Annotated in this window: 20 protein-coding genes; 11 read left to right on the top strand and 9 right to left on the bottom strand. The window is 69.1% G+C overall.

Annotation, left to right across the window (positions count from 1 at the left end):
* Positions 1-5: 5 nt before the first annotated feature.
* Positions 6-809 carry a L,D-transpeptidase family protein gene (locus EV644_RS16040; RefSeq protein WP_132189077.1) on the bottom strand — a complete coding sequence of 268 codons (804 nt, stop codon included), beginning with the start codon at positions 807-809 and terminating at the stop codon, positions 6-8.
* A gap of 214 nt (positions 810-1,023) precedes the next feature.
* On the opposite strand from EV644_RS16040, the gene EV644_RS16035 reads away from it, so the two are divergent.
* Positions 1,024-1,518 carry an O-acetyl-ADP-ribose deacetylase gene (locus tag EV644_RS16035; RefSeq protein WP_132189076.1) on the top strand — a complete coding sequence of 165 codons (495 nt, stop codon included), beginning with the start codon at positions 1,024-1,026 and terminating at the stop codon, positions 1,516-1,518.
* A gap of 65 nt (positions 1,519-1,583) precedes the next feature.
* Here EV644_RS16035 and EV644_RS16030 read toward each other — a convergent pair whose 3' ends face one another.
* Both EV644_RS16030 and typA read right to left on the bottom strand, forming a co-directional pair.
* Positions 1,584-2,159 (bottom strand): L,D-transpeptidase, encoded by a 576-nt coding sequence (locus EV644_RS16030; protein WP_132189075.1) that lies wholly within the window; start codon positions 2,157-2,159, stop codon positions 1,584-1,586.
* A 125-nt stretch (positions 2,160-2,284) separates the two neighbouring features.
* Positions 2,285-4,147, bottom strand: a complete 1,863-nt coding sequence (typA, locus tag EV644_RS16025; protein ID WP_132189074.1) for a translational GTPase TypA — start codon at positions 4,145-4,147, stop codon at positions 2,285-2,287.
* Between the two features lie 367 nt (positions 4,148-4,514).
* On the opposite strand from typA, the gene EV644_RS16020 reads away from it, so the two are divergent.
* On the top strand, positions 4,515-5,150 hold the full coding sequence (locus tag EV644_RS16020; RefSeq protein ID WP_132189073.1) for a TetR/AcrR family transcriptional regulator: 636 nt from the start codon (positions 4,515-4,517) through the stop codon (positions 5,148-5,150).
* A 27-nt stretch (positions 5,151-5,177) separates the two neighbouring features.
* On the opposite strand, the gene EV644_RS16015 is transcribed toward EV644_RS16020, so the two are convergent.
* A complete protein-coding gene (locus tag EV644_RS16015; RefSeq protein WP_132189072.1) occupies positions 5,178-5,927 on the bottom strand; it encodes an SDR family NAD(P)-dependent oxidoreductase in 750 nt (249 codons plus the stop codon).
* Between the two features lie 158 nt (positions 5,928-6,085).
* Between EV644_RS16015 and mshA the strand changes: the two genes are divergently transcribed.
* Genes mshA through EV644_RS16000 form a run of 3 tightly spaced genes read left to right on the top strand, consistent with a single transcriptional unit; the run spans position 6,086 to position 8,616 of the window.
* Positions 6,086-7,372 carry a D-inositol-3-phosphate glycosyltransferase gene (gene mshA, locus EV644_RS16010; RefSeq protein WP_132189071.1) on the top strand — a complete coding sequence of 429 codons (1,287 nt, stop codon included), beginning with the start codon at positions 6,086-6,088 and terminating at the stop codon, positions 7,370-7,372.
* Entirely contained in the window at positions 7,372-7,860 is a 489-nt protein-coding gene (locus EV644_RS16005; protein WP_132189070.1) for a type III secretion system chaperone family protein, read from the top strand. Before mshA ends, EV644_RS16005 begins: the two co-directional genes overlap by 1 nt.
* 9 nt (positions 7,861-7,869) lie before the next feature.
* The gene (locus tag EV644_RS16000; RefSeq protein WP_132189069.1) at positions 7,870-8,616 is read left to right on the top strand and encodes a phosphoglyceromutase; all 747 of its coding nucleotides are present in this window, start codon (positions 7,870-7,872) and stop codon (positions 8,614-8,616) included.
* Between the two features lie 188 nt (positions 8,617-8,804).
* Here the strand turns inward: EV644_RS16000 and phoU are convergent, their stop codons facing one another.
* Entirely contained in the window at positions 8,805-9,515 is a 711-nt protein-coding gene (phoU, locus tag EV644_RS15995; protein ID WP_132189068.1) for a phosphate signaling complex protein PhoU, read from the bottom strand.
* A 234-nt stretch (positions 9,516-9,749) separates the two neighbouring features.
* Between phoU and EV644_RS15990 the strand changes: the two genes are divergently transcribed.
* From EV644_RS15990 to EV644_RS15980, 3 genes are all read left to right on the top strand, one after another.
* Positions 9,750-10,970, top strand: a complete 1,221-nt coding sequence (locus EV644_RS15990; protein ID WP_132189067.1) for a sensor histidine kinase — start codon at positions 9,750-9,752, stop codon at positions 10,968-10,970.
* Complete coding sequence (locus EV644_RS15985; RefSeq protein WP_132189066.1) at positions 10,967-11,644, top strand: winged helix-turn-helix domain-containing protein; 678 nt, start codon at positions 10,967-10,969, stop codon at positions 11,642-11,644. Before EV644_RS15990 ends, EV644_RS15985 begins: the two co-directional genes overlap by 4 nt.
* Before the next feature lie 594 nt (positions 11,645-12,238).
* Entirely contained in the window at positions 12,239-13,273 is a 1,035-nt protein-coding gene (locus EV644_RS15980; RefSeq protein ID WP_132189065.1) for an iron-siderophore ABC transporter substrate-binding protein, read from the top strand.
* 152 nt (positions 13,274-13,425) lie between these two features.
* Here EV644_RS15980 and EV644_RS15975 read toward each other — a convergent pair whose 3' ends face one another.
* Positions 13,426-13,971 carry a copper chaperone PCu(A)C domain-containing protein gene (locus EV644_RS15975; RefSeq protein WP_132189064.1) on the bottom strand — a complete coding sequence of 182 codons (546 nt, stop codon included), beginning with the start codon at positions 13,969-13,971 and terminating at the stop codon, positions 13,426-13,428.
* 254 nt (positions 13,972-14,225) lie between these two features.
* On the opposite strand from EV644_RS15975, the gene EV644_RS15970 reads away from it, so the two are divergent.
* The 3 genes from EV644_RS15970 (at position 14,226) to ispF (ending at position 15,944) form a co-directional block, all read left to right on the top strand.
* Positions 14,226-14,711, top strand: a complete 486-nt coding sequence (locus tag EV644_RS15970) for a CarD family transcriptional regulator (RefSeq protein ID WP_012918679.1) — start codon at positions 14,226-14,228, stop codon at positions 14,709-14,711.
* Between the two features lie 70 nt (positions 14,712-14,781).
* Positions 14,782-15,477, top strand: coding sequence for a 2-C-methyl-D-erythritol 4-phosphate cytidylyltransferase (gene ispD / locus EV644_RS15965; protein WP_132189063.1), 696 nt, complete (start codon positions 14,782-14,784; stop codon positions 15,475-15,477).
* Complete coding sequence (ispF, locus tag EV644_RS15960) at positions 15,474-15,944, top strand: 2-C-methyl-D-erythritol 2,4-cyclodiphosphate synthase (RefSeq protein WP_132189062.1); 471 nt, start codon at positions 15,474-15,476, stop codon at positions 15,942-15,944. The genes ispD and ispF overlap by 4 nt, the downstream gene beginning before the upstream one ends.
* Before the next feature lie 61 nt (positions 15,945-16,005).
* On the opposite strand, the gene EV644_RS15955 is transcribed toward ispF, so the two are convergent.
* Genes EV644_RS15955 through EV644_RS15945 form a run of 3 tightly spaced genes read right to left on the bottom strand, consistent with a single transcriptional unit; the run spans position 16,006 to position 21,777 of the window.
* Positions 16,006-16,398 (bottom strand): RidA family protein, encoded by a 393-nt coding sequence (locus EV644_RS15955; RefSeq protein WP_132189061.1) that lies wholly within the window; start codon positions 16,396-16,398, stop codon positions 16,006-16,008.
* Between the two features lie 40 nt (positions 16,399-16,438).
* Positions 16,439-17,791: a M1 family metallopeptidase gene (locus tag EV644_RS15950; RefSeq protein ID WP_132189060.1), complete on the bottom strand. Its 1,353-nt coding sequence runs from the start codon at positions 17,789-17,791 to the stop codon at positions 16,439-16,441.
* Positions 17,791-21,777, bottom strand: a complete 3,987-nt coding sequence (locus EV644_RS15945) for a Pls/PosA family non-ribosomal peptide synthetase (RefSeq protein WP_132189059.1) — start codon at positions 21,775-21,777, stop codon at positions 17,791-17,793. Before EV644_RS15945 ends, EV644_RS15950 begins: the two co-directional genes overlap by 1 nt.
* Positions 21,778-21,804: the final 27 nt, after the last annotated feature.

Here is a 21,804-nt window from a genome sequence, read left to right as displayed (position 1 = left end):
CGGGACTAAGAGCGGTAGACGATGACCTTGTCGCCGACCTTGACCTGGTCGAAGAGGGCTTGGATCTTGGCTAGGTCTCGGACGTTGACGCAGCCGTGGGAGGCTCCGTTGTAGCCTCGGGCGGCGAAGTCGGAGGAGTAGTGGACTGCCTGGCCGCCGCTGAAGAACATCGCGTACGGCATCGGGGAGTCGTACAGCGTCGAGACGTGGTTGCGGCTCTTCCAGCCGACCGTGAACCCGCCCTCGCGGGTGGCCGTCTTCTGGGCGCCGAAGCGGACGTCCAGCTGCATCTTGACGACGCCGTCGACCACGTAGCGCAGCTTCCGGGTGCTCTTGTCGATGCAGAGGGCGACGCCGGTCGCGCAGCGGGCGTCGAGCTTCTTGCCGTTCACCACGGGTGCCGGCGGGAAGAGCTCGGCCTGGGTGGGCTCGTGGGTGACCGCGGACAGCTTCGTCCAGGTGTTCTGGTCGACGTAGCCGATCGGCGGGATCCCCTTGGAGCTCTGGAACTTCTTCACCGCGGACCGGGTCAGCGTGCCGAACGAGTTGTCCATGTACTGCTTGTCGAGCAGCTTGAGCTGGACCAGGCGAGCCTCGACCTTGCGGACCGACGCACCGCTGGACCCGTTGCTCCACAGCGCCTTCGGGTAGATCGGCAGCTCGCCGCTGACCTCGAACGGCACGGTCTTCAGCTCGGCGGGTGCGGCGGACGCAGTGATTCCGGAACCGGCGAGTCCAGCAATTGCCGCCGTCGTGACGGCAGCAGCCAGCACACTACGCACGATCAGCGCACTACGAGTCCAGCGCATCGGAATCCCCTCGTCGATCCGTCCCTACAGCAGTGGGACGCCCTCACAGACCGGTTGGTTGGCGTCGGGCGGACGCTTCGCACCGGACTGTTTCCCCGGTGCCGGCCAAGCGTAAGTTGCAGAAGACAATCTGGTCATCTCTTGTAAGCAACTCGTGACCAGCCTCACCTGGATCGTCACGGAGAGACAGGGTCGTCACGCAGAGGAGGGCGCGATGGAGATCGTGCTGAAGACCGCCGACATCACCACCGTGCCCGCGGACGCGATCGTCAACGCCGCACACCACGCTCTGCGCGGAGGGGGTGGCGTGGACGGCGCGATCCACCACGCCGGTGGCCCGTCGATCCTGGCCGAGTGCATCGAGAGGTACCCGAACGGTGTTCCCACCGGGGAGGCCGGCTGGACCACCGCGGGGAACCTGCCGGCGCAGTACGTGATCCATGTGGTCGGGCCGAACTACACCGCGGGACAACGGGATCCGGCGCTGCTCGAGTCCTGTTACCGGAACGCGCTGCGACTGGCGGACGAGTTGGGGGCCAGGCGCCTGACGCTTCCGGCCGTATCAGCCGGCATCTACGGATGGCCCGCGCAGTCGGCGGCCGACCTCGCAGTACAGACGTTGCGGGAGACGGAGACCGAGGTCGAGGAGGCGACGTTCTGCCTGGTCGAACCGCGGCTCCACAAGGCGTTCACCAAAGCCTTGGAATGAACGAAAACAGCGGCGGCCGGGGGAGAACCCGGCCGCCGCTGCTTCTGCTGCTGGAACGAGAAAGCTCAGGCGCTGTAGACGAGAACCTTGTCGCCGATCTTCACGTGGGCGAAGATCCAGGCGATCTTCTTCTTGTCCCGCATGTTCACGCAGCCGTGCGAGGCGCCGTTGTAGCCACGGGCCCTGAAGTCCGACGAGTAGTGCACGGCCTGGCCACCGCTGAAGAACATCGCGTACGGCATCGGCGAGTGGTAGATCGACGAGACGTGGTTCTTCGACTTGCGGTAGACCTTGAAGCTGCCGTTCCGGGTCGGGGTCCGCTTGGCGCCGAAGCGCGCGTCCCCCACGGCAAGAGCCTTGCCGTTGACCATGAGCACCACCTTGCGGGTCTTCTTGTTGATGCAGAGGATCCGGCCTTTCATGCAGCGCCTGTCGATACGCAGCTTGCCCGGAACCAAGGTGCTCTTCGCCGTGGCCTTGGCGGCCGGGGCGACAGCGGCCTTGGGCGCAACCTTCGGTGCCACCGCCACGGCCTTGCCGGCGACCGGAGCCGCATCGGCTGTCGTGGCAGCGGTCAGGACGCCGACCCCCAGCATCGCGACCGCCGTCGTGGTGGCGCCGAGCTTACGCAGAATGCCCATGTTCTTTTTCCTTCCCCCAACTGATGTGCTTTTCACTAGGTAGACGCCATGGCGATCCGCCCGGTTGGTAACGATCCGCAAACTTCTCCCCGCCGGACCGACCAACCAGGTCAGTGAATCGCCTGTCAGGCCTTCGACTTGCGACCGAGCTTCGCGCGCTCGATCTGGGTCAGCGCGAGCTTACGGATCCGGATGGAGTCCGGCGTGACTTCGACACACTCGTCCTCGCGGCAGAATTCCAGCGACTGCTCGAGCGACAGCTTGCGGGCCGGCACCAGCTTCTCGAACTCGTCCGCGTTCGACCGGACGTTGGTCATCTTCTTCTCGCGGGTGATGTTCACGTCCATGTCGTCGGCGCGGGAGTTCTCGCCCACCACCATGCCCTCGTAGACATCGGTGCCCGGCTCGCAGAACATCGTGCCGCGCTCCTGCAGGTTCACCATCGCGTACGACGTCGTGACGCCGGTGCGGTCCGAAACCAGCGAGCCGGACGGGCGGGTGCGTAGCTCGCCGAACCACGGCTCGTAGCCTTCGAACACGTGGTGCGCGATACCAGTACCGCGGGTGTCGGTGAGGAACTCGGTGCGGAAGCCGATCAGGCCTCGCGCGGGCACCAGGAACTCCATCCGGACCCAGCCGGTGCCGTGATTGGTCATCTGCTCCATCCGGCCCTTGCGGACCGCGAGCAGCTGGGTGACGGTACCGAGGTACTCCTCCGGGCAGTCGATCGTCAGTCGCTCGACCGGCTCGTGCCGCTTGCCGTCGATCTCGCGGGTGACCACCTGGGGCTTGCCGACGGTCAGCTCGTAGCCCTCGCGGCGCATCTGCTCGACCAGGATGGCCAGCGCCAGCTCACCACGGCCCTGCACCTCCCACGTGTCGGGACGCTCGGTCGGCAGGACCTTGAGCGACACGTTGCCGACGAGTTCCCGGTCGAGCCGGTCCTTGACCAGGCGGGCGGTGACCTTGGTGCCCTTGATCCGGCCGGCCAGCGGCGAGCTGTTCGTGCCGATGGTCATCGAGATGGCCGGCTCGTCCACGGTGATGAACGGCAGCGCCTTCGGGTTGTCCGGGTCGGCCAGGGTGTCGCCGATCATGATCTCGGGGATGCCCGCGATCGCGACGATGTCGCCGGGGCCGGCCGAGTCGCCGGGCACTCGCTCGAGTGCCTCCGTGATCAGCAGTTCGGTGATCTTGACCTTCTGGATGGTGCCGTCGTGCTTGCACCACGCGACCTGCGCACCCTTCTTCAGGGTGCCCTCGTGCACCCGGACCAGCGCGAGCCGGCCGAGGAACGGCGAGGCGTCCAGGTTGGTGACGTGCGCCTGCAGCGGCGCGCCCTCGGTGTACTCCGGGGCCGGCACGTTCGCCAGGATCGTCTCGAACAGCGGCTCGAGGTCCTCGGAGTCCGGCATGCCGCCGTCCTCCGGCTGGGTCAGCGAGGCGCGACCCGCGCGGGCGGAGGCGTAGACGACCGGGAAGTCCAGGGCGCTCTGGTCCGCGTCGTGGTCCAGCAGGTCCAGGAACAGCTCGTAGGTCTCGTCCACGACCTCGGCGATCCGGGCGTCCGGACGGTCCACCTTGTTAACTACCAGGATCACCGGCATGTTGCGGGCCAGCGCCTTGCGCAGTACGAAGCGGGTCTGGGGCAGCGGGCCCTCGGAGGCGTCGACCAGCAGCACGATCGCGTCCACCATCGACAGGCCGCGCTCGACCTCACCGCCGAAGTCGGCGTGGCCAGGGGTGTCGATGATGTTGAGCGTCATCTGCTCGCCGTTGGCCATCTTGTGCCGGACGGCGGTGTTCTTGGCGAGGATCGTGATGCCCTTCTCACGCTCCAGGTCACCTGAATCCATCGCTCGTTCGTCGACGTGCTGGTGGGCTCCGAAGGCACCGGACTGCCACAGCATCGCGTCGACCAGGGTGGTCTTCCCGTGGTCGACGTGGGCCACGATGGCCACGTTGCGCAGATCATTACGGAGGGGCATGCGGAAGCGCTCCAAGCAAATTTGAGATTCGGTGGCCAGGCGGTGGCTGCGGCTTGAGCCCGTGCCACTTCGCAGGGCGCAGCGCCTCCATGGTACGGCGCACGGACCGTGACCACGAAACCGGTCACAGGGGCATCCACGAATCCGGTCACGGGGGCATCCACCGATCCGGGTCGCCGGGGCCGGCCGCGAAGCCGGTCGCACGGAGCGTGTCCATTGGTCGGTTGAGCCTTTGACATTTCGTTCGCTGTACGTACAGTCTATGAACAGGCGCCTGGGGAGGGGCCTGCAACGGGGGGGCCACGGAGCGCCGAGTGTCTGCGGGGGGTGAGACTCGGCCTCCGTGGCCCTACCGGGAAAAGAAGAGATGCCGCGATCGGTCAGTACGAACCGTGAGCTACGGGAGAAGTCCCGCGAGCGGATCCTTGCCGCTGCCCTGGAGGTCTTCGCCGAGAAGGGCTACGAGGCCGCCTCGATCTCCGATGTCACGGAGCGGGCCGCGGTGTCTCGCGGACTGGTCAGCTACTACTTCACCAACAAGCAGCGGCTCGCCGCCGAGCTGCTGGACCGCTGGCTGGACGGGATCGGTGGGATCCTCGGGCTCCAGGGCAGCGCGGACGAGCGGCTGGCCGCGATCATCGACGGCAGCCTGATGGTGGCGGCGGCCACCCTGCCGGTGCAGCGGCTGGCGATCACGCTGATGATGCTGCCGGCCACGCACCCGATCTTCGCCGACGTGGAGGCCGAGAAGGCGGACCGGGTGCGCGAGATGGAGGACGCGATCCGCTCCATCTTCGCCGAGCGCGGCGCCGCTGAGCCGGCCGTCGAGGAGATGTTGCTCAGGGCAACACTCGAGGGCGTGACGGTCAAGATGGCGATCTACCCCGCCACGTTCCCGGTCGAGGCCATCCGCCGCCGCCTGCACGCGTCGTACAGCCTCCCGGAACCCACCGCCCCGCTGCCGATCCCGTCACCGCAGGTCGACCGCCTCCGCGCCAAATAGCCGGTACTGCGTACGCCGCGGTTGGGGTTACTGGACTCGGTAAACCTTGTGTTGGGCTGCTTGGGCTCGGGGGCGGACGGTGAGGCGGTCGATGTTGACGTGCGGTGGCCGGGTGGCGACCCAGGCGACGATGTCGGCGATGTCGTCGGAGACCAGCGGTTCGGCGACACCCGCGTAGACGGCTTCGGCCTTGGCCTGGTCACCCTCGAACCGGGTCAGCGCGAACCCCTCGCTCTTCACCATCCCCGGCGCGATCTCGCAGACCCGGACCGGCTGGTCGTACAGCTCCAGTCGCAGGGTGTCCACGACCGCCTTCACCGCATGCTTGGCCGCGGCGTACCCGCCGCCGCCCTCGTACGCGACCTGGCCGGCGGTGGAGCCCATCACGATGATCTGGCCCTCGCCCGCGATGAGTGCCGGGAGCAACGACTTGGTGACCGCGGCGACGCCGATCACGTTCACCTCGTACATCTTCCGCCAGGCGTCGAGGTCGGCCTCGGCGACGGGCTCGAAACCGAAGGCGCCGCCCGCGTTGTTCACCAGCAGGTCGAGCCGGTCACCCACCTCCGCGGTCAGCCGGGCGACGTCCTCGGCAGAGGTGACATCGCACCGCACCGCGCGACCGTCGATCTCCTTCGCCAGCGCCTCGACCCGATCCAGCCGCCGGGCCGCACAGATCACCTCGAACCCCTCCCGGGCCAGCCGTCGGGCCGAGGCAGCCCCGATCCCGCTACTCGCACCGGTGACAACAGCTAGAGGACGCGCACTGGAAGTCATGCCCCGAGTCTCCCAAACCCCCGCCGCCCGTTCCCAGCCCGTCTCACCTTTCTGTACGCCGTACCGGTGGCGGGGCGTCTGTACGCCGTGCCGGTGGCGGGGCCCAGATAGGGAGAAGTCCCGATTCCACGCCGCGGCGCCGGAGTTACGCTGGCCACGTGACGCAACCCCCTGACCGTCCTCTCCGGCGGGTCGCGATGATCAGCCTGCACACCTCGCCGCTGGACCAGCCCGGGATCGGGGACGCCGGCGGGATGAACGTCTACGTGGTGGAGCTGTCCAAGCGCCTCGCCGACCTCGGCATCGAGGTGGACGTCTTCACCCGGGCGACCGCCTCCGCTCTGCCGGCCAAGGTCGAGCTGAGCCCCGGCGTGACCGTGCGCAACGTGGCCGCCGGGCCGTACGAGGGCCTGTCGAAGAACGAGCTTCCGGCGCAGCTGTGCACCTTCGCTCGCGCCGTACTGCGAGCCGAGGCGATCCGCGAACCCGGGTACTACGACGTCATCCACTCGCACTACTGGTTGTCGGGCCAGGTCGGCCTGCTCGCCCGGGACCGGTGGGCCGTACCACTGGTGCACACCATGCACACGATGGCCAAGGTGAAGAACGCGAGCCTGGCCGACGACGACGTACCGGAGCCGCCGGCGCGGTTGCTCGGCGAGGAGCAGGTGGTCGAGGCGGCCGACCGGCTGCTCGCGAACACCGCCGACGAGGCGCAGGAGCTGATCAGCCTGTACGGCGCGCAGCCCGGCAAGGTCGGGGTGGTCAACCCGGGTGTCGACCTCGAGGTGTTCAGCCCGGGGGACCAGGCGGCTGCCCGTCATGCCGTCGGGGTGACCGAGGACGCGATCGTGCTTGCGTTCGTCGGGCGGATCCAGCCGTTGAAAGCGCCGGACATCCTGATCCGGGCGGCGGCCAGGATGCTCGAGCAGGACCCATCGCTGCGGGACCGGCTGGTGGTGGCGATCATCGGCGGCCCCTCGGGGAACGGGATGGAGCACCCGGAGTCGCATGCGGAGCTCGCCCGGGACCTGAAGGTCGACGACGTCACCCGGTTCGTGAAGCCGATCGCCCGGGCCGGGCTCGTGGACTGGTACCGGGCGGCCTCGGTGGTCTGCGTACCGTCGTACTCCGAGTCCTTCGGGCTGGTCGCGCTGGAGGCACAGGCCTGCGGTACGCCGGTGGTCGCGGCGGCGGTCGGCGGGCTGACGACGGCGGTCAGCGACGGCAGTACCGGACTGCTGGTCCCCGGCCACGCCATCGACGACTTCGCCGACGCGCTGAGCCGGATCGCGACGGATCCGCTGCGGCGCGAGACGATGAGTCGCGCCGCGGTCAAGCATGCCCGGGGGTTCGGCTGGGAACTGACGGCGAAGAAGACGCTGGCGGCCTATCGGAGGGCGCAGGAGACGATGGCGGCGGAACTGGCCGCGGAGGTTGGTTGATGAGGGTGTCCGCGGCGGACGTGATCCGCCAGGTGCTGACCGAGAACGACCTGGAGTTCACCGAGTCCGAACCAGGGGTCTTCGCGGCCGACCTGCCCGGCGAGCGCAAGCTGAAGACCACGGTGATGCTGACCGTCGGTAGTCAGGCGGTCCAGGTGCACGCCTTCGTGGCCCGCCGGCCGGACGAGAACCACGAGGCGGTCTACCGCTGGCTGCTGGAGCGGAACCTGAAGATGTACGGCGTCGCCTTCGCGGTCGACCACATGGGCGACATCCACCTGGACGGGCGGGTGCCGCTGCACGCGATCACCCCGGTCGAGGTGGATCGGCTGCTCGGCGCGGTGCTGGAGTACGCCGACTCGTCGTTCAACACGATCCTGGAACTGGGCTTCGCCAGCTCGATCCGCAAGGAGTACGAGTGGCGGCTGTCCCGCGGTGAGTCCACCCGGAACCTGGACGCGTTCAAGGGCTGGCTGGAGCCTCGGTAGGCTGTCGTCATGACCTACCGCCTGATCCTGCTGCGTCACGGCACCAGCGACTGGAACGCCAAGAATCTCTTCACCGGCTGGGTCGACGTCGACCTGAACGCGGGTGGCGTCGAGGAAGCCCAGCGCGGTGGTGAGCTGCTGCGCGACCGCGGCCTGCTGCCCGACGTCCTGCACACCTCGGTGCTTCGCCGCGCGATCCGCACCGCAGAAATCGCACTCGACGTGGCCGACCGGCAGTGGATCGATGTCCGCAGGTCCTGGCGGCTGAACGAGCGCCACTACGGCGGCCTGCAGGGCAAGGACAAGAAGCAGACTCTGGAGGAGCTCGGCGAGGAGCAGTTCATGCTGTTCCGCCGCTCCTACGACACCCCGCCGCCGGCGATCGTGCGCGGCTCGGAGTTCGACCAGGCCGGCGACCCGCGGTACTCCGGACTGCCGTCGGAGTTGCTGCCGGCAACGGAATGCCTGAAGGACGTCGTCGAGCGGATGCTGCCGTACTGGTACGACGCGATCGTGCCGGACCTGCTGGCCGGCGAGACCGTGCTGGTGACCGCGCACGGCAACTCGCTGCGCGCGCTGGTCAAGCACCTGGACAACCTTGACGAGCAGACCATCGTCGGCCTGAACATCCCGACCGGCGTCCCGCTGTACTACGAGCTCGACGACGACTTCCACCCGATCAAGCCGGGCGGCGAGTACCTCGACCCCGAAGCGGCCGCCGCCGCCATCGAAGCCGTCAAGAACCAGGGCCGCTGACCTCCGCCACCTCCTCCCCGCCGTACTGGTGGACCAAGGATGAGGCTGCGCTCATTTGTGGATCGCGGACCTGGCGAAGCGATTACCTGGAACGCAGATCCACGACTGGGCGGTTGCCGACCGGCAGAGAGGGACAACAAAGGCGCCTCCGGCAACAGTTGCCGGAGGCGCCTCTGGGTGGTGCGTGGTCAGTTGTTGCCGTTGGGGGACGGGGTGGAGGCGCCGGCGCCTGAGCCTGCGGCGGTGCCGCCGACGGCGACCGGGAGCTCGCCGGTGACCAGGTAGACGACCCGGCGGGCCATCGACACGGCGTGGTCGGCGATGCGCTCGTAGTACCGGCCGAGCAGGGCGATGTCGACAGCGACCTCGACGCCGTGCGGCCAGGAGTCGTCCATCATCAGCCGGAACTGGTTGGAGCGCAGCTTGTCCATCTCGTCGTCGACCGTCTCCAGCTTGGTCGCCGCCTTGACGTCGCGGGACTTGATCACGTCGCCGGCGCCGTCCACCATCCGGCCGGCGACGGCGCCCATCTCCTCGATCACGCCGTGCAGCTCGACCGGGATCGCCGGCGCCGGGTAGCGCAGCCGGGCGATCTTCGACACGTGGGCGGCCAGGTCGCCCATCCGCTCCAGGTCGGCGACCATCCGGAGCGCGGCGACCAGCATCCGCAGCTCGTTGGCGACCGGGGCCTGCCGGGCCATCAGATCGAAGACCTTCTCCTCGACGCCTTCGCCGGCCGCGTCCAGCTTGATGTCGGCGGCAATCACTTCCTCGGCCTGCCGGATGTCGGCGGTCAGCAGGGCACTGGTCGAGCGGCGGACGGCGGTGGACACGGTCCGGGTCATCCGTTCGAGCTCGGCAAGGATGTCTTCGAGCTGCTCGTGGTAGGTGTCGCGCATCGTGTCTGCTTCCGATCTGTGGTGTCCGGTCCTGCTTCGCCGGCGGCCTCCGGCCCACCGCTGATCGGGTACCCCGACGCGGTGGACGCCATGCCCGCCCACGGTGGACGGTAGGCGGCCCAGGTTGCCGGACGGCGACGAGTGGTGAACGGCCGATGAACAGTTAGGACGTGTTCCGGTCATCCGGTGCTCATTCGGTCTTTCCCTCCTGGTTGCCCGCGTAGCATCGGTGCCGTGGACCCCACGCTGGCTGCGGTGCTGGGCGGCGTCATCGGCGCGGCCCTGGCCCTGCTTTCACTGGGCGCGATGGTGCTCAGTGAGCGTTCCCAGCAGAAGGTTCCGGTCATCCCCGACCCCGTCGTCCCCACCGGCGTAGCCACCGTGCTGTCGGTACTGCGGTCCTCGGCCGTGGTGATGGGCCCGGAGGACCAGGTGCTCCAGGCCAGCGCCCCCGCCCACGTGCTCGGCATCGTCCGCGGCGAGCGGCTGGTGGTGGACGACCTGCTCACCATGGTCCGGGCGGTCCGCCGGGACGGGGAGATCCGCCAGCAGGACCTGGAGATCGTCCGCGGCCGGCTCGGCGCCACGCAGTACGTGAGTGCCCGGGTGGCCCCGCTCGGCAGCCAGTTCGTGCTCGTGCTGGTCGAGGACCGGACCCGGGAGCGCCGGCTGGACGCGATCCGCCGCGACTTCACCGTGAACGTCAGCCACGAGCTCAAGACCCCGATCGGCGCGCTGATCCTGCTCGCCGACGCCGTCTCCGAGGCCTCGGACGACCCAGACGCCGTACAGCGGTTCTCGGGGCGGATGCGGGTCGAGGCGGCCCGGCTGAGCCGGCTGGTCAAGGAGATCATCGAGCTGTCCCGGCTGCAGGGCGACGACCCGCTGGAGAACCCCGGCCCCGTCGACATCAACGGCGTGATCGAAGCCGCGGTCGACCGCTGCCGGGTGGACGCGGAGGACCGCGACATCAACCTGGTAGTCAAGACCGACCCGTCGCTGGAGGTGATGGGCAGCGAGGACCAGCTCGCCATCGCGATCGGCAACCTGGTCGAGAACGCCGTCAACTACAGCCCCGACGGGACCCGGGTGGCGGTCGCCGCGCACCCGATCGGGGACCTGGTCGAGATCACCGTCAGCGACCAGGGCGTCGGGATCCCGAGCAGTGACCTGGAACGCATCTTCGAGCGGTTCTACCGGGTCGACCGGGCCCGGAGCCGCGAGACCGGTGGTACCGGACTCGGCCTGTCCATCGTCAAGCACATCGCCTCGATCCACGGCGGCGACGTGCGAGTCTGGAGCGTCGAGGGCCAGGGCTCCACCTTCACCGTCCGACTCCCGCTGCGGCTCGATCCCGCGACCGGGCAACCGACGGACTCCTCCGTCCAGGAGGAATCCGAGCAACCCCTGACGCCGACCCCGTCAGTGGAGAAAACCAAGGAGGCAGCTTCGTGACCCGTGTGCTGGTCGTCGAAGACGAAGAGAGCTACAGCGACGCGTTGTCGTACGTCCTGCGCAAGGAAGGGTTCGAGGTCGCCGTCGCGGAGACCGGCCCGGACGCGCTGGACGAGTACGACCGGGCCGGCGCCGACATCGTCCTGCTGGACCTGATGCTGCCCGGCCTGTCCGGGACCGAGGTCTGCCGGGCGCTGCGCAGTCGCGGCAACGTCCCGGTGATCATCGTCAGCGCCAAGGACACCGAGGTCGACAAGGTCGTCGGCCTCGAACTCGGCGCCGACGACTACGTCACCAAGCCCTACAGCCCCCGCGAACTGCTGGCCCGCATCCGCGCGGTCCTGCGCCGCGGCCAGGACGTCGAGCTACTGCCCGACACCCTGGAGGCAGGCCCGGTCCGGATGGACGTCGAGCGCCACGTGGTGACCGTCTCCGGCACCGAGATCCGGCTCCCGCTGAAGGAGTTCGAACTCCTCGAGATGCTGCTGCGCAACACCGGCCGCGTCCTCACCCGCGGCCAGCTGATCGACCGCATCTGGGGAGCCGACTACGTGGGCGACACCAAGACTTTGGACGTCCACGTAAAACGCCTCCGCTCGAAGCTGGAGAAAGACCCCTCCAACCCCTCCCACCTGGTAACCGTCCGAGGCTTGGGCTACAAGTTCGAAGCCTGAGTACTACGCTCCACCCAGCTCCTCCGTCGCCGCTCCCACCCACCCGGGAACGGCGCTCCTACGTCGCGCCTGAATGAGAGCCCAGGTGGTCGCGGAGTTCGGGGTGCAGCCGGGAGTCGGGTGGTTTGGTGCTGCCGACAGCTCCCTTGTCGCCCGCCGGACCAGGGCCCCGGTGCTCCTCCGTCGCACCTCGGCGACGAGCGCGCAGGGGTTCGTCCGCTTTCGGTGGAGGGGTGGTGACGCTGAGCCCTGGCGGGCTGGCGCGTGCCCGGCAGTCCCCGGCACACAGGCGGGCGTCGTTCGGTACATCCGTGCCGGTCAGCAAACTTGGGTGGACGTGTTGTGAGGTGAGCCGGGCCGCCCGGCCATCGCGGCGGTCTTGTAACCACCCGACCCCGTCCGGTGACCACCTCACGGCGCGGCGACCACCTCACTCCACCGCGACCACCTGGCATCCGCTGAGCTGCGACGTAGGAGCTGCGTGGGGTTCTCCCGCAGTACGAGGTAGGGCTCACATGCCAGCGGCTGTGAGGCTGGTAGATAGTTAGCTTAGGCTCTCCTTAGTTTAGACGTCTGTTGCTAAGGAGAATCACGATGTCCTGGTCCCGTACCCGGGCGGCGCTGCGGCCCGCTCGTACTGCCGCTGTGGCGGTTGCCGCTGTTCTGGTGGCGACGACGCTGGCTGCTTGTGGCAGTGACGCCGACGAGCAGGCGGCGCCCGCGGGGGATGCTTCCGCGGGGTTCCCGGTCACGCTGAAGAACACGTTCGGCGAGACCACGATCGAGAAGAAGCCGGAGCGGATCGTCACGCTGGGGTGGAACGCGCAGGACGTCGTGTACGCGCTGGGTGAGACGCCGGTCGGGATGCCGAAGATCACCTACGGCCCGACGCCGGCCGGGGTCACCGCCTGGGACACCGAGCACTTCGACGCTGCCAAGACCACGCTGCTGGACACCACCGACAGCATCCCGTTCGAGAAGGTGGCGGCGCTGCGGCCGGACGTGATCCTGGCGCCGTACGAGGGGTTCGACAAGGCGACCTACACCAAGCTGTCGGAGATCGCGCCGACGGTCGCGTACCCGGGCGCCCCGTGGCAGACCACCTGGCAGGACCAGACCACGATCATCGGCAAGGCGCTGGGCAAGTCGGCCGAGGCGGACAAGCTGGTCGCCGGGATCAAGGAGCTGACCACGAAGACCGCCGCGGACCACCCGGAGTTCAAGGGCAAGACGCTGTCGATCCTGTCGTACGGCGCGGAGAACTACGCGTACATGCCCGGTGACCCGCGGGTGCAGATCCTCAACGAGATGGGCTTCGTGAACGCGCCCGGGATCGAGGCGCTGGAGAAGACGAACTCGAAGAAGGAGTTCGCGGTCACTGTCAGCAAGGAGCGGCTGAACGACCTGGACGCCGACGTGGTGGTCGGCTACATCGACGGCATGACGCCGGAGAAGTTCGCCGCCGACCCGGTCTACGCCTCGCTGCCCGCGTTCAAGAAGGGCAGCACCTACCTGATGACCGACCAGCAGGTCATCTCCGGGATGAGCGCCGTCAGCGTGCTCAGCGTGCCGTGGGTGCTGGACAAGATCCTCCCCGGCCTCTCCAAGGCCGCCGAAGCCGCATCCTGACCCGGACGCCGCCTCCCGGGCTCGCCGCCACCGGAAGCCCGGGTCGCGTCGTACTGCGGCGCCCGCGGCAGCGCAGCACCCGGCTCTGGACGTACTACGGGCGGTGCCTCCCCGGGGTGGGGTGGCACCGCCCGTGGCGTGTGAGGTGAAGGTCAGCCTTCGGACTCGGCGTCAGGGCGCGGCGACGGGGAGTAGTGGTCGAGGGTGAGGACCGGGATCGCCGTGGTGATCGGGCCGGCCTTGCCGAAGGTGAGGACGACGTTGATGATGTCGCCCGGCTTACCTCCTGTCACCGTGATCGGCTGGCCTTCGGCCGGCGGCAGGGTGACCAGCTCGTTGGACTTCAGCTCGACCGGCTTGACGTTGCCGAACGTCACCGTGGCCGGCGGCGTGGCGGGGTCCTGGCCGTCCGGCTCGGTGGACGGGGCCGAGGCGATGCTGACCAGGGTGTCGTCCTCGTCGCCCTTGTTCACGATCCCGGCGTGCAGCTCACCCTTGCCGTCCTCGTCGGCCAGCACCAGCATGTTGCGGACCGCGATCGGGCCCGAGTCCGCGTTGGTGCCCTCGGCGGGCTGGTAGGGCTTCGTGGTCTGGGCGCCGAAGTTCGCCCCGCACGCCGCCAGCACGATGCTCAGTGCGAAGGTGGCACCGGCCAGGCCGGTACGCCGAAAGGCCTTTGAGGACAACGTGATGGGCACTTGAGTTCCCTCTCCTACAACCCGGTGGATGCCGTCAGGCGTTGGCCCCCGGCGGAGCACAGCGTAGCGACATCGGGCCGCCGGTCCGACGGCGGCCACCCCTGTGGCGGGTGTCCCGGGCAACCATCTTCGCGCGTGCGAGGCACGGCGGACAGCGTTTGTCAAGGCGGGAAGTGGCCTCTGACCAGCGCAAACGCCCCGACCGGACCACCGACCGCGTGGTAGGATAGGACTCGGAAAGGGGCACGTGACATATGACTTTCACAGTCGGCGAGACGGTTGTTTACCCCAACCATGGTGCGGCCGTCATCGAGGACATCGAGACCCGTCAGATCAAAGGTGAGGACAAGACCTATCTGGTCTTGAGGATCGTCGCTCAGAACGACCTGGTCGTCCGGGTCCCCGCGTGCAACCTCGATCTTGTCGGCGTGCGTGACGTCGTGGATCAGGCTGGCTTGGAGCGCGTCTTCGACGTGCTGCGGGCGCCGCACACGGAGGAGCCGACCAACTGGTCGCGTCGTTACAAGGCGAACCTGGAGAAGCTGCACTCCGGTGACGTGATGAAGGTGGCAGAGGTCGTTCGCGACCTGTGGCGCCGTGAGCGTGACCGTGGTCTCTCCGCCGGTGAGAAGCGGATGCTGGCGAAGGCTCGTCAGATCCTCGTCTCCGAACTGGCCCTGGCCGAGCACACGAACGAGGACAAGGCGGAAGCCATCCTCGACGAGGTCCTCGCTTCCTGAGTCCAGGAGCTTCCTGCTACTGGGGAGCACACCCGACCGCGCCCTCGAACCCGTCCGGCATGATGGCGTCGTGAGTACTGCGGCGATCATCCCGGCGGCCGGTTTCGGGGTACGGCTGGGTGGTGAGGCACCAAAAGCATTTCGAGAGGTCGGTGGCGAATCGCTGCTGGTCCACGCCGTACGTGGACTGCGGGCAGCGACCGCCGCCGACCTCACCTGTTTTGTGATCGCGGTACCGCCGGGCAGCGAGGACGTCGTCCTCAAACTGCTCGAGCCGTACGTCGGGACCGCGACGCTCCAGGTGGTTGCGGGTGGCACCGAGCGGACGGATTCCGTCCGGGCTGCCCTGGACCTGGTCCCGACCGAGGGGATCGACTGCATCCTCGTGCACGACGCGGCCCGGTCCTTCGTGCCGGTTGCGGTGATCGAGCGCGTGGTCGCCGCCGTGCGTTCCGGGGCTCCGGCGGTGGTACCGGTGGTTCCTGTCACGGACACGATCAAGCGGGTCGATCCGGTCGGCAAGGTGGTCGATACGCCGGACCGGTCGGCGTTGGTCGCGGTACAGACTCCGCAGGGGTTCGAGCCGTCGTTGCTGCGGCGGGCGCATGCCGCCGAGGGCCTCGGGGCGACCGATGACGCGATGTTGTGCGAGCGACTCGGGGTAACCGTGCAGACCGTCGAGGGGTCCGAGGACGCGTTCAAGGTGACGCGGCCGCGGGACCTGATCCTGGCCGAGTCGATCCTCGCGGAAAGGCGATCCTCATGAAGGTGCCACGGGTGGGGACGGGCGTCGACGTCCATCCGGTCGAGGAAGGCCGGCAGATGTGGCTCGCGGGGCTCCTGTGGCCCGAGGAGACGGCCGGCCCTGCGGGGCACTCGGACGGCGATGTGGCGGCTCACGCGGCCTGTGACGCGCTGCTCTCGGCCGCCCGGCTCGGCGACCTGGGTTCCAACTTCGGCACCTCCGAACCCGAGTGGGCCGGGGCGTCAGGCGCCGCCCTCCTGGCCGAGGCAGCCCGCCGAGTCCGCGCCGCCGGCTTCGAGATCGGCAACATCTCGATCCAGCTCATCTGCAACCGCCCCCGCGTCGGCACCCGCCGCCTCGAAGCCGAAAAAGCCCTCAGCACCGCCTGCGACGCGGAGGTGTCGGTGTCGGCGACGACGACGGACGGACTGGGGTTGACCGGCCGCGGCGAGGGCATCGCGGCCATCGCCACCGCGCTGATCTACTAGTACTCCGCCCACCCGCAGCTCCTCCGCCGTCGCTCCCACCCGGTCCGCCAGCGCTCGGGTTTTACGGGCGGGTGGCGATTACCTCGATTTCTACGAGGGCTTGGCCGCCTAGGCGGGCGCCGGCGGTCAGGCGGGCGGGGTACGGGGTGGTGAGGAACTCGGGGAAGACCGCGTCGTAGGCCTGGCGGTCGCGGTCCAGGTCCTGGAGGAAGGCGGTCAGCTTGACGATGTCGTCGAGGGAGGCGCCGGCCTCGGCGAGGATGGCCGACAGGTTGCGGAAGATCTGGCGGGTCTGCTCGGCCGCGTCTCCTTCGCCGACCAGGTCGTTGGTCTTCGGGTCGTAGGCCAGCACTCCCGCGGTGAAGATCAGGTCGCCGACGATCCGCGCCTGCGAGTAGTGCCCACGCGGAGCCGGCGCCGCGTCCGTGGTGACAGCAATCCGAGAAGATGTCATACCAGCGATCCTAAGGACCACCGAGACGACAGCCGCACAGTCAGCGGCGCCGGTTGGCCCGGGGGAGAACCGGCAGCACCGGAGAGTCCAGCCAGACGGAGAACAGCTCCCGTACGGCGTCCCCGTCCGCGCAGGCCTCGGCGGCCAAGGAGATGAAGGCGTCCGTGGTCACCGAGCCGTGCCGGTACCGCCGGGTCCAGGTCCGCAGCAGCCCGAAGAACGTGTCGTCGCCCAGCAGTTGCCGCAGGACATGCAGAGAGATCGCGCCGCGCTTGTAGAGCCGGTCGTCGAACATCAGATCCGGCCCGGGATCCGACAGCACCAGGTCCTGGTCGAGCCCCTTCAGCCGGTTGTAGGCCCTCGTCACCTGCTGCGACGCACTCAGGCCGCCCGACTCCTCCGACCACAACCACTCGGCGTAGCAGGCGAATCCCTCGTTCAGCCAGATGTGCCGCCAGCTCGCCGGGGTCAGGCTGTTGCCGAACCACTGGTGGGCGAGCTCGTGCGCCACCAGCCGCTCCGCACCGCGCCGCCCGTCGACATGGTTGCTGCCGAACACCGAGATGCCCTGCGCCTCCAGCGGAATCTCGAGCGGGTCGTCTGTCACCACCACGGTGTAACTACCGAACGGGTACGGCCCGAACAATCTGGTGAACAGCTGCATCATGGCCTGCTGCCGCCCGAAGTCCGAGCGGAACTCCCGCACCTGCGCAGCCGGCAACACCGCCCGCATGGTCACCGGGGACGAGGCTAGCTCCAGTACGTCGTACCGGCCGATCTGGACAGTCGCAAGGTACGTCGCCATCGGGGCCGCCTGGTCGTACACCCAGCTCGTGCGGCTCGCCTTCGTCCGCCGGGAGACGAGTCTCCCGTTCGCGACCACGTGGTACGGCGAGTCGGTGGTGATGGTGATCCGGTAGTGCGCCTTGTCGCCGGGGTGGTCGTTGCAGGGAAACCAGGTGGCCGCGCCGCTCGGCTGGCTCGCCACGATCACGCCTTCGGTCAGCTCCTCCCAGCCGAGCTCGCCCCACGGGCTGTCGATCGGCGCGGGGTTGCCGGAGTACTGCACGTCCACGACGAACTCGCCGCCGTCGACGATGGTGCTGGCGGGCCAGACGTGCAGCTTGCCGCTGCGATGCGTGTACCGCGCGGCGCGGCGCCCGTTGACGTAGACCTTCGTCACCCGGAGTCCGGCCAAGTCGAAGCTCAGCCGGGACAGCGCCTGGGTCGCGACGGCGGTGATGGTGGCCTTGCCGGTCAGCCGGTTGCTGTTGACCCGGTAGTCGAGGTCGAGCTCGTACGACTCGACGTGGTAGCCGCCGTTGCCACGGGCCGGAACATAGGAATCCCCGGCCGTGTCGTCACCCGGGCTCCCTTTGACCTCGGCAACCATCAACCGCGCCAGGGGGCGATCGGGTTCCCGGCCCAGCGCGAGCCGGCCGGAACGCTCTCGCCGCGCATCACCAGGGAGACCGGGCCGATGGTGGCGCCCGCTCCGATCGAGGCCGCCGGCAGGATGATGCCGTGCGGCCCGAGGGTTGATCCTGGCCCGAAGGTGACGGTGCTCATGGAACAAACCCTGTCATGAAACAGGTGCGTCTGGAGCACGCATCCGCGATTCACCGAGGCACCGTCGCCGAGGGTGATCAGGTCCGCCTCGGGCAGCCAGTACGTCTCGCACCAGACGCCCTTGCCGATCTTCGCGCCGAGGGTGCGCAGCCACAGCGCCAGCACCGGCGTACCGGCGGCGGCGTTCGCGAACCAGGGTGCGGCGACCATCTCGACGAAGGTGTCGACGACCTCGTTCCGCCAGATGAAACTGCTCCACAGCGGGTAGTCGACGGCCTTGGTCCGGCCGACGATGACCCACTTGGCGACCGTGGCCATCGCGCCCGCCACGGCTCCAGCGGCCAGGATCACCGCGCCGGACAGCAGGAAGGTCCACCACGGGCCGAGCCAGAGATCGAGCGCCTGCAGGGTGAACAGCACGCCCAGCGCGATCAGGACAGTGCACATCATCGGGAAGAACCGGCACAGCTCGACGGCGGCCCGGGCGAACTTCAGCCGCAGGGGCGGGTTGAACGTCCTGCTCTGGTCGCCCTCGATCGCCTGGCGCCGCAGCTTCACCGGTGGGCTGCCGAGCCAGGACGTGCCCGCCTTGGACTTCTTCGGCGCGGCCGAGAGCACCGCGACCAGGCCGTTCTTCGGCACCGAGCGACCGGGCGCGGTCATCCCCGAGTTGCCGAGGAAGGCCCGTTTGCCGACCTTCGCGCCGGCCACGTGCAGCCAGCCGCCACCCAGTTCGTACGACGCGATCATCGTGTCGTCGGCCAGGAACGCCCCTTCGCCGACGGTGGTCATCTTGGGCAGCAGCAGGACGGTGGAGGCCTCGACATCGCGGCCGATCTTCGCCCCGAGCGCCCGCAGCCAGAACGGCGTCAGCAGGCTCGCGTAGAGCGGGAAGAGCAACGTGCGGGCGGAGTCGAGCAACCTCTCCGTGGCCCAGACCTGCCAGCCGAACCGGCTCCGCACCGGGAAGTGCCCGGGTTTGATCCCGATCCCCAGGAGCCTGACCCCGATCAAGGTCAGCAGCGCCAACGTCACGAACCCGACCAGCGTCATCAGCGGAACCGCCCACAACGCGTGCAGAGCAGCGTCCCCGAGCGACGAAGTCGCCCGCACGGCCCGCCACAGTACGACGATGGCGGCCGCGGCGGCTCCCAGCGGAAGGAGTGACATCAGCGCGGAGGCAGCGCCGTACGCAAGGACCCAGAAAGGGGCGCGGGCGGGGCGTTCGTCGGGCCACGGGTGGCGCGCGCGACCGACGCGGGAGGCGGGTGATCCCGACCAGCGTTCGCCGGCGGGGACCTTGCCGGACACGGCCGAACCGGCGGCGATCTCCGCGTTGCGGCCGACCTCCGCGCCGGGCAGCAGGGTGCTCCGCGAGCCGACGACGGCCTCGGCGCCGACGGTGACCGTACCGACGTGCAGGCGGTCCCCGTCGATCCAGTAGCCGGAGAGGTCGACCTCTGGCTCGATAGAGGCGCCACGGCCCATCGTGAACAGGCCGGTGACGGGCGGGAGCGTGTGCAGGTCGACGCCGCGGCCGATCTTCGCGCCGAGTGCCCTTGCGTAGTAGGCGATCCAGGGCGCCCCCGCGAGGTTCGCGGCGCCTGCCGCGTCGGCGAGGTTCTCCGCCGCCCACAGGCGGACGTGGACGCTGCCGCCGCGCGGGTAGATGCCTGGTTCCAGCCCGCGCAACAGCAGTCGGGCACCGACGACGGCGATACCCATCCGGCCTGCGGGCGTGATGAGGATCAGCCAGCCGGCGAGGATCCACCACCACGACACTGTGCGCACCCACGGGTGCGGGCCGTCCGTGAGCGCCAGCAGGTTGTTCAGGGTGAAGAGCCAGACCAGCCATCGCACGCCGACCACGGTCTGCAGCACCAGGGTGAGTGCCGTCTGCAGGACCTGCGTTGCAGGAGGAGTCGGCTTGATCTCGCGGATCTCGACCGGCTCGGCAGTGGAGCTGAAGGAGTCCAGCCGATCGGCCAGCGCTCCGAGCCGCGGGTAGTCGTAGATGTCGCCGACCGTGGCTTCCGGGTACCGCTCGCGCAAGGCGGAGACCAGTTGGGCCGCGGCGAGACTGCCGCCGCCGTGCAGGAAGAAGTCGTTGTCGGGCCCGGTGACCTGCGCGCCGAGGACCTTCGTCCACCGCGTCGCGAGCCAGCCCGCGGTTCCGTCGAGCTCAGCTGCCGGGCCGTCGGTCTCCATCCCCGGCAGCGGCCAGGGCAGAGCCGCCCGATCCACCTTGCCGCTGGTCCTGGTCGGCAGGGTGTCGGTGACGGCGAGCAACGGGACCAGCGCGGCCGGGAGCTCCTCGCGCAACCGCTCGGTCGCCGCTTGCCGGTCGAACGACTCGGGCTCGTCCGGTACGACGTACCCGACGAGAAGCTGATTCCCCGCCCCGCTGGTCCGGACGGCGGCAGCGGCGCCGGAGATGCCGGGCAGTGCTTGCAGGGCGGCGTCCACCTCGCCGAGCTCGATCCGCCGGCCGCCGAGCTTGATCTGCTCGTCGGCCCGGCCCATGAACACCAGGCCCTCCGCCTCGTTCCGGACCAGGTCGCCACTTCGGTAGGCGCGGTCCCAGCCGAGCGACGGCATCGGGGCGAACTTCTCCGCGTCCTTGGCGGGGTCGAGATACCGGGCCAGACCGATTCCGCCGATGATCAACTCACCGGTACCGCCCTCGGGCACTTCGTTGCCTGCGGCATCGACGACGGCCAGATCCCAGCCATCCAGGGGCAAACCGATCCGGACCGGACCCACTCCGGTGAGCCGGGCGCCGCAAGCGACGACGGTCGCCTCGGTCGGGCCGTAGGTGTTCCAGACCTCGCGGCCGTCGACCGCCAGTCGCTCGGCGAGCTCGGGCGGACAGGCCTCGCCGCCGAAGATCAGCAGCCGCACGTTGTCCAGCGCGTCCGCGGGCCAGAGCGCCGCGAGGGTCGGGACCGTCGACACGACGGTGATTCCCTGCGCCACCAGCCAGGGGCCGAGGTCCATTCCGCTACGCACCAGCGACCGCGGCGCGGGCACCAGGCAGGCGCCGTGCCGCCAGGCCAGCCACATCTCCTCGCAGGACGCGTCGAACGCCACAGACAACCCGGCGAGCACCCGGTCCTCCGCGCCGATCGGTTCGGCCTGCAGGAACATCCTCGCCTCGGCGTCGACGAAGGCCGCCGCCGAGCGGTGCGTGACCGCGACTCCCTTCGGTACGCCGGTCGATCCCGAGGTGAAGATGATCCAGGCGTCGTCGTCGGGACCCGGGCCGTCGTCACCCCGATGACCTGTCCGCGACGGACCAGCGACCGCGGTACCGGCGACCGCGGTACCGGCGACCGCGGTACCGGCGCCCGCGGTACCGGCGGGTGGTCCGGCGTCCATCCGGGCGGAGTAGGGGTAGTCGTAGTAGCCGTCGGAGGCTTCCTCCGGCTGGAGCCGGGTGGAGGTGATCTCCAGGTCGTCGGTGACGATCGCGGCGACAGCGGCCTCGCCGAAGACGAGTTCGGCGCGCTCCTCGGGGTCGTCCGCGTCGACCGGGACGTAGGCGGCGCCCGCCTGCAGGCTGCCCAGGATCGCGACGTACAGGTCGTTGTGACCGGAGGAGATCCGTACTCCGACGCGGTCGCCCGGGCCGATGCCGAGAGCGGTCAGGCGCCCCGCGAACCTCGTCACCTGGTGGAGCAGTTCGCGGTAGCTGAGGCTGACGTGCGAGTCGTCGAGCGCAGGCTCGTCGGGATACGTCGCTGCCGTCGCCTGCAGGATGTCGACCAGCGTGCGCTCGGGTGGAGCGCTGTCCCCCCGTCGCAGTGTCACGGGGCGGATGATACGCCGGTTGGCCGT

The sequence above is a fragment of the Kribbella orskensis genome, from assembly GCF_004342085.1.
Lineage (GTDB): Bacteria > Actinomycetota > Actinomycetes > Propionibacteriales > Kribbellaceae > Kribbella > Kribbella orskensis.
The sequence above is the reverse complement of the archived record's forward strand: the minus strand, read 5'-3'. Positions and strand labels throughout refer to the sequence as shown.

Excerpts from the sequence above, each read along its gene's own strand:
- EV644_RS16000 (WP_132189069.1), top strand. The coding sequence starts at position 7,870 with ATGACCTACCGCCTGATCCTGCTGCGTCACGGCACCAGCGACTGGAAC.
- EV644_RS16030 (WP_132189075.1), bottom strand. The coding sequence starts at position 2,159 with ATGGGCATTCTGCGTAAGCTCGGCGCCACCACGACGGCGGTCGCGATG.
- EV644_RS15950 (WP_132189060.1), bottom strand. The coding sequence starts at position 17,791 with ATGGTTGCCGAGGTCAAAGGGAGCCCGGGTGACGACACGGCCGGGGAT.
- EV644_RS16005 (WP_132189070.1), top strand. The coding sequence starts at position 7,372 with ATGAGGGTGTCCGCGGCGGACGTGATCCGCCAGGTGCTGACCGAGAAC.
- EV644_RS15980 (WP_132189065.1), top strand. The coding sequence starts at position 12,239 with ATGTCCTGGTCCCGTACCCGGGCGGCGCTGCGGCCCGCTCGTACTGCC.
- EV644_RS16015 (WP_132189072.1), bottom strand. The coding sequence starts at position 5,927 with ATGACTTCCAGTGCGCGTCCTCTAGCTGTTGTCACCGGTGCGAGTAGC.
- EV644_RS15970 (WP_012918679.1), top strand. The coding sequence starts at position 14,226 with ATGACTTTCACAGTCGGCGAGACGGTTGTTTACCCCAACCATGGTGCG.
- ispF (WP_132189062.1), top strand. The coding sequence starts at position 15,474 with ATGAAGGTGCCACGGGTGGGGACGGGCGTCGACGTCCATCCGGTCGAG.
- EV644_RS16020 (WP_132189073.1), top strand. The coding sequence starts at position 4,515 with ATGCCGCGATCGGTCAGTACGAACCGTGAGCTACGGGAGAAGTCCCGC.
- typA (WP_132189074.1), bottom strand. The coding sequence starts at position 4,147 with ATGCCCCTCCGTAATGATCTGCGCAACGTGGCCATCGTGGCCCACGTC.
- phoU (WP_132189068.1), bottom strand. The coding sequence starts at position 9,515 with ATGCGCGACACCTACCACGAGCAGCTCGAAGACATCCTTGCCGAGCTC.
- EV644_RS15955 (WP_132189061.1), bottom strand. The coding sequence starts at position 16,398 with ATGACATCTTCTCGGATTGCTGTCACCACGGACGCGGCGCCGGCTCCG.
- EV644_RS16040 (WP_132189077.1), bottom strand. The coding sequence starts at position 809 with ATGCGCTGGACTCGTAGTGCGCTGATCGTGCGTAGTGTGCTGGCTGCT.
- EV644_RS16035 (WP_132189076.1), top strand. The coding sequence starts at position 1,024 with ATGGAGATCGTGCTGAAGACCGCCGACATCACCACCGTGCCCGCGGAC.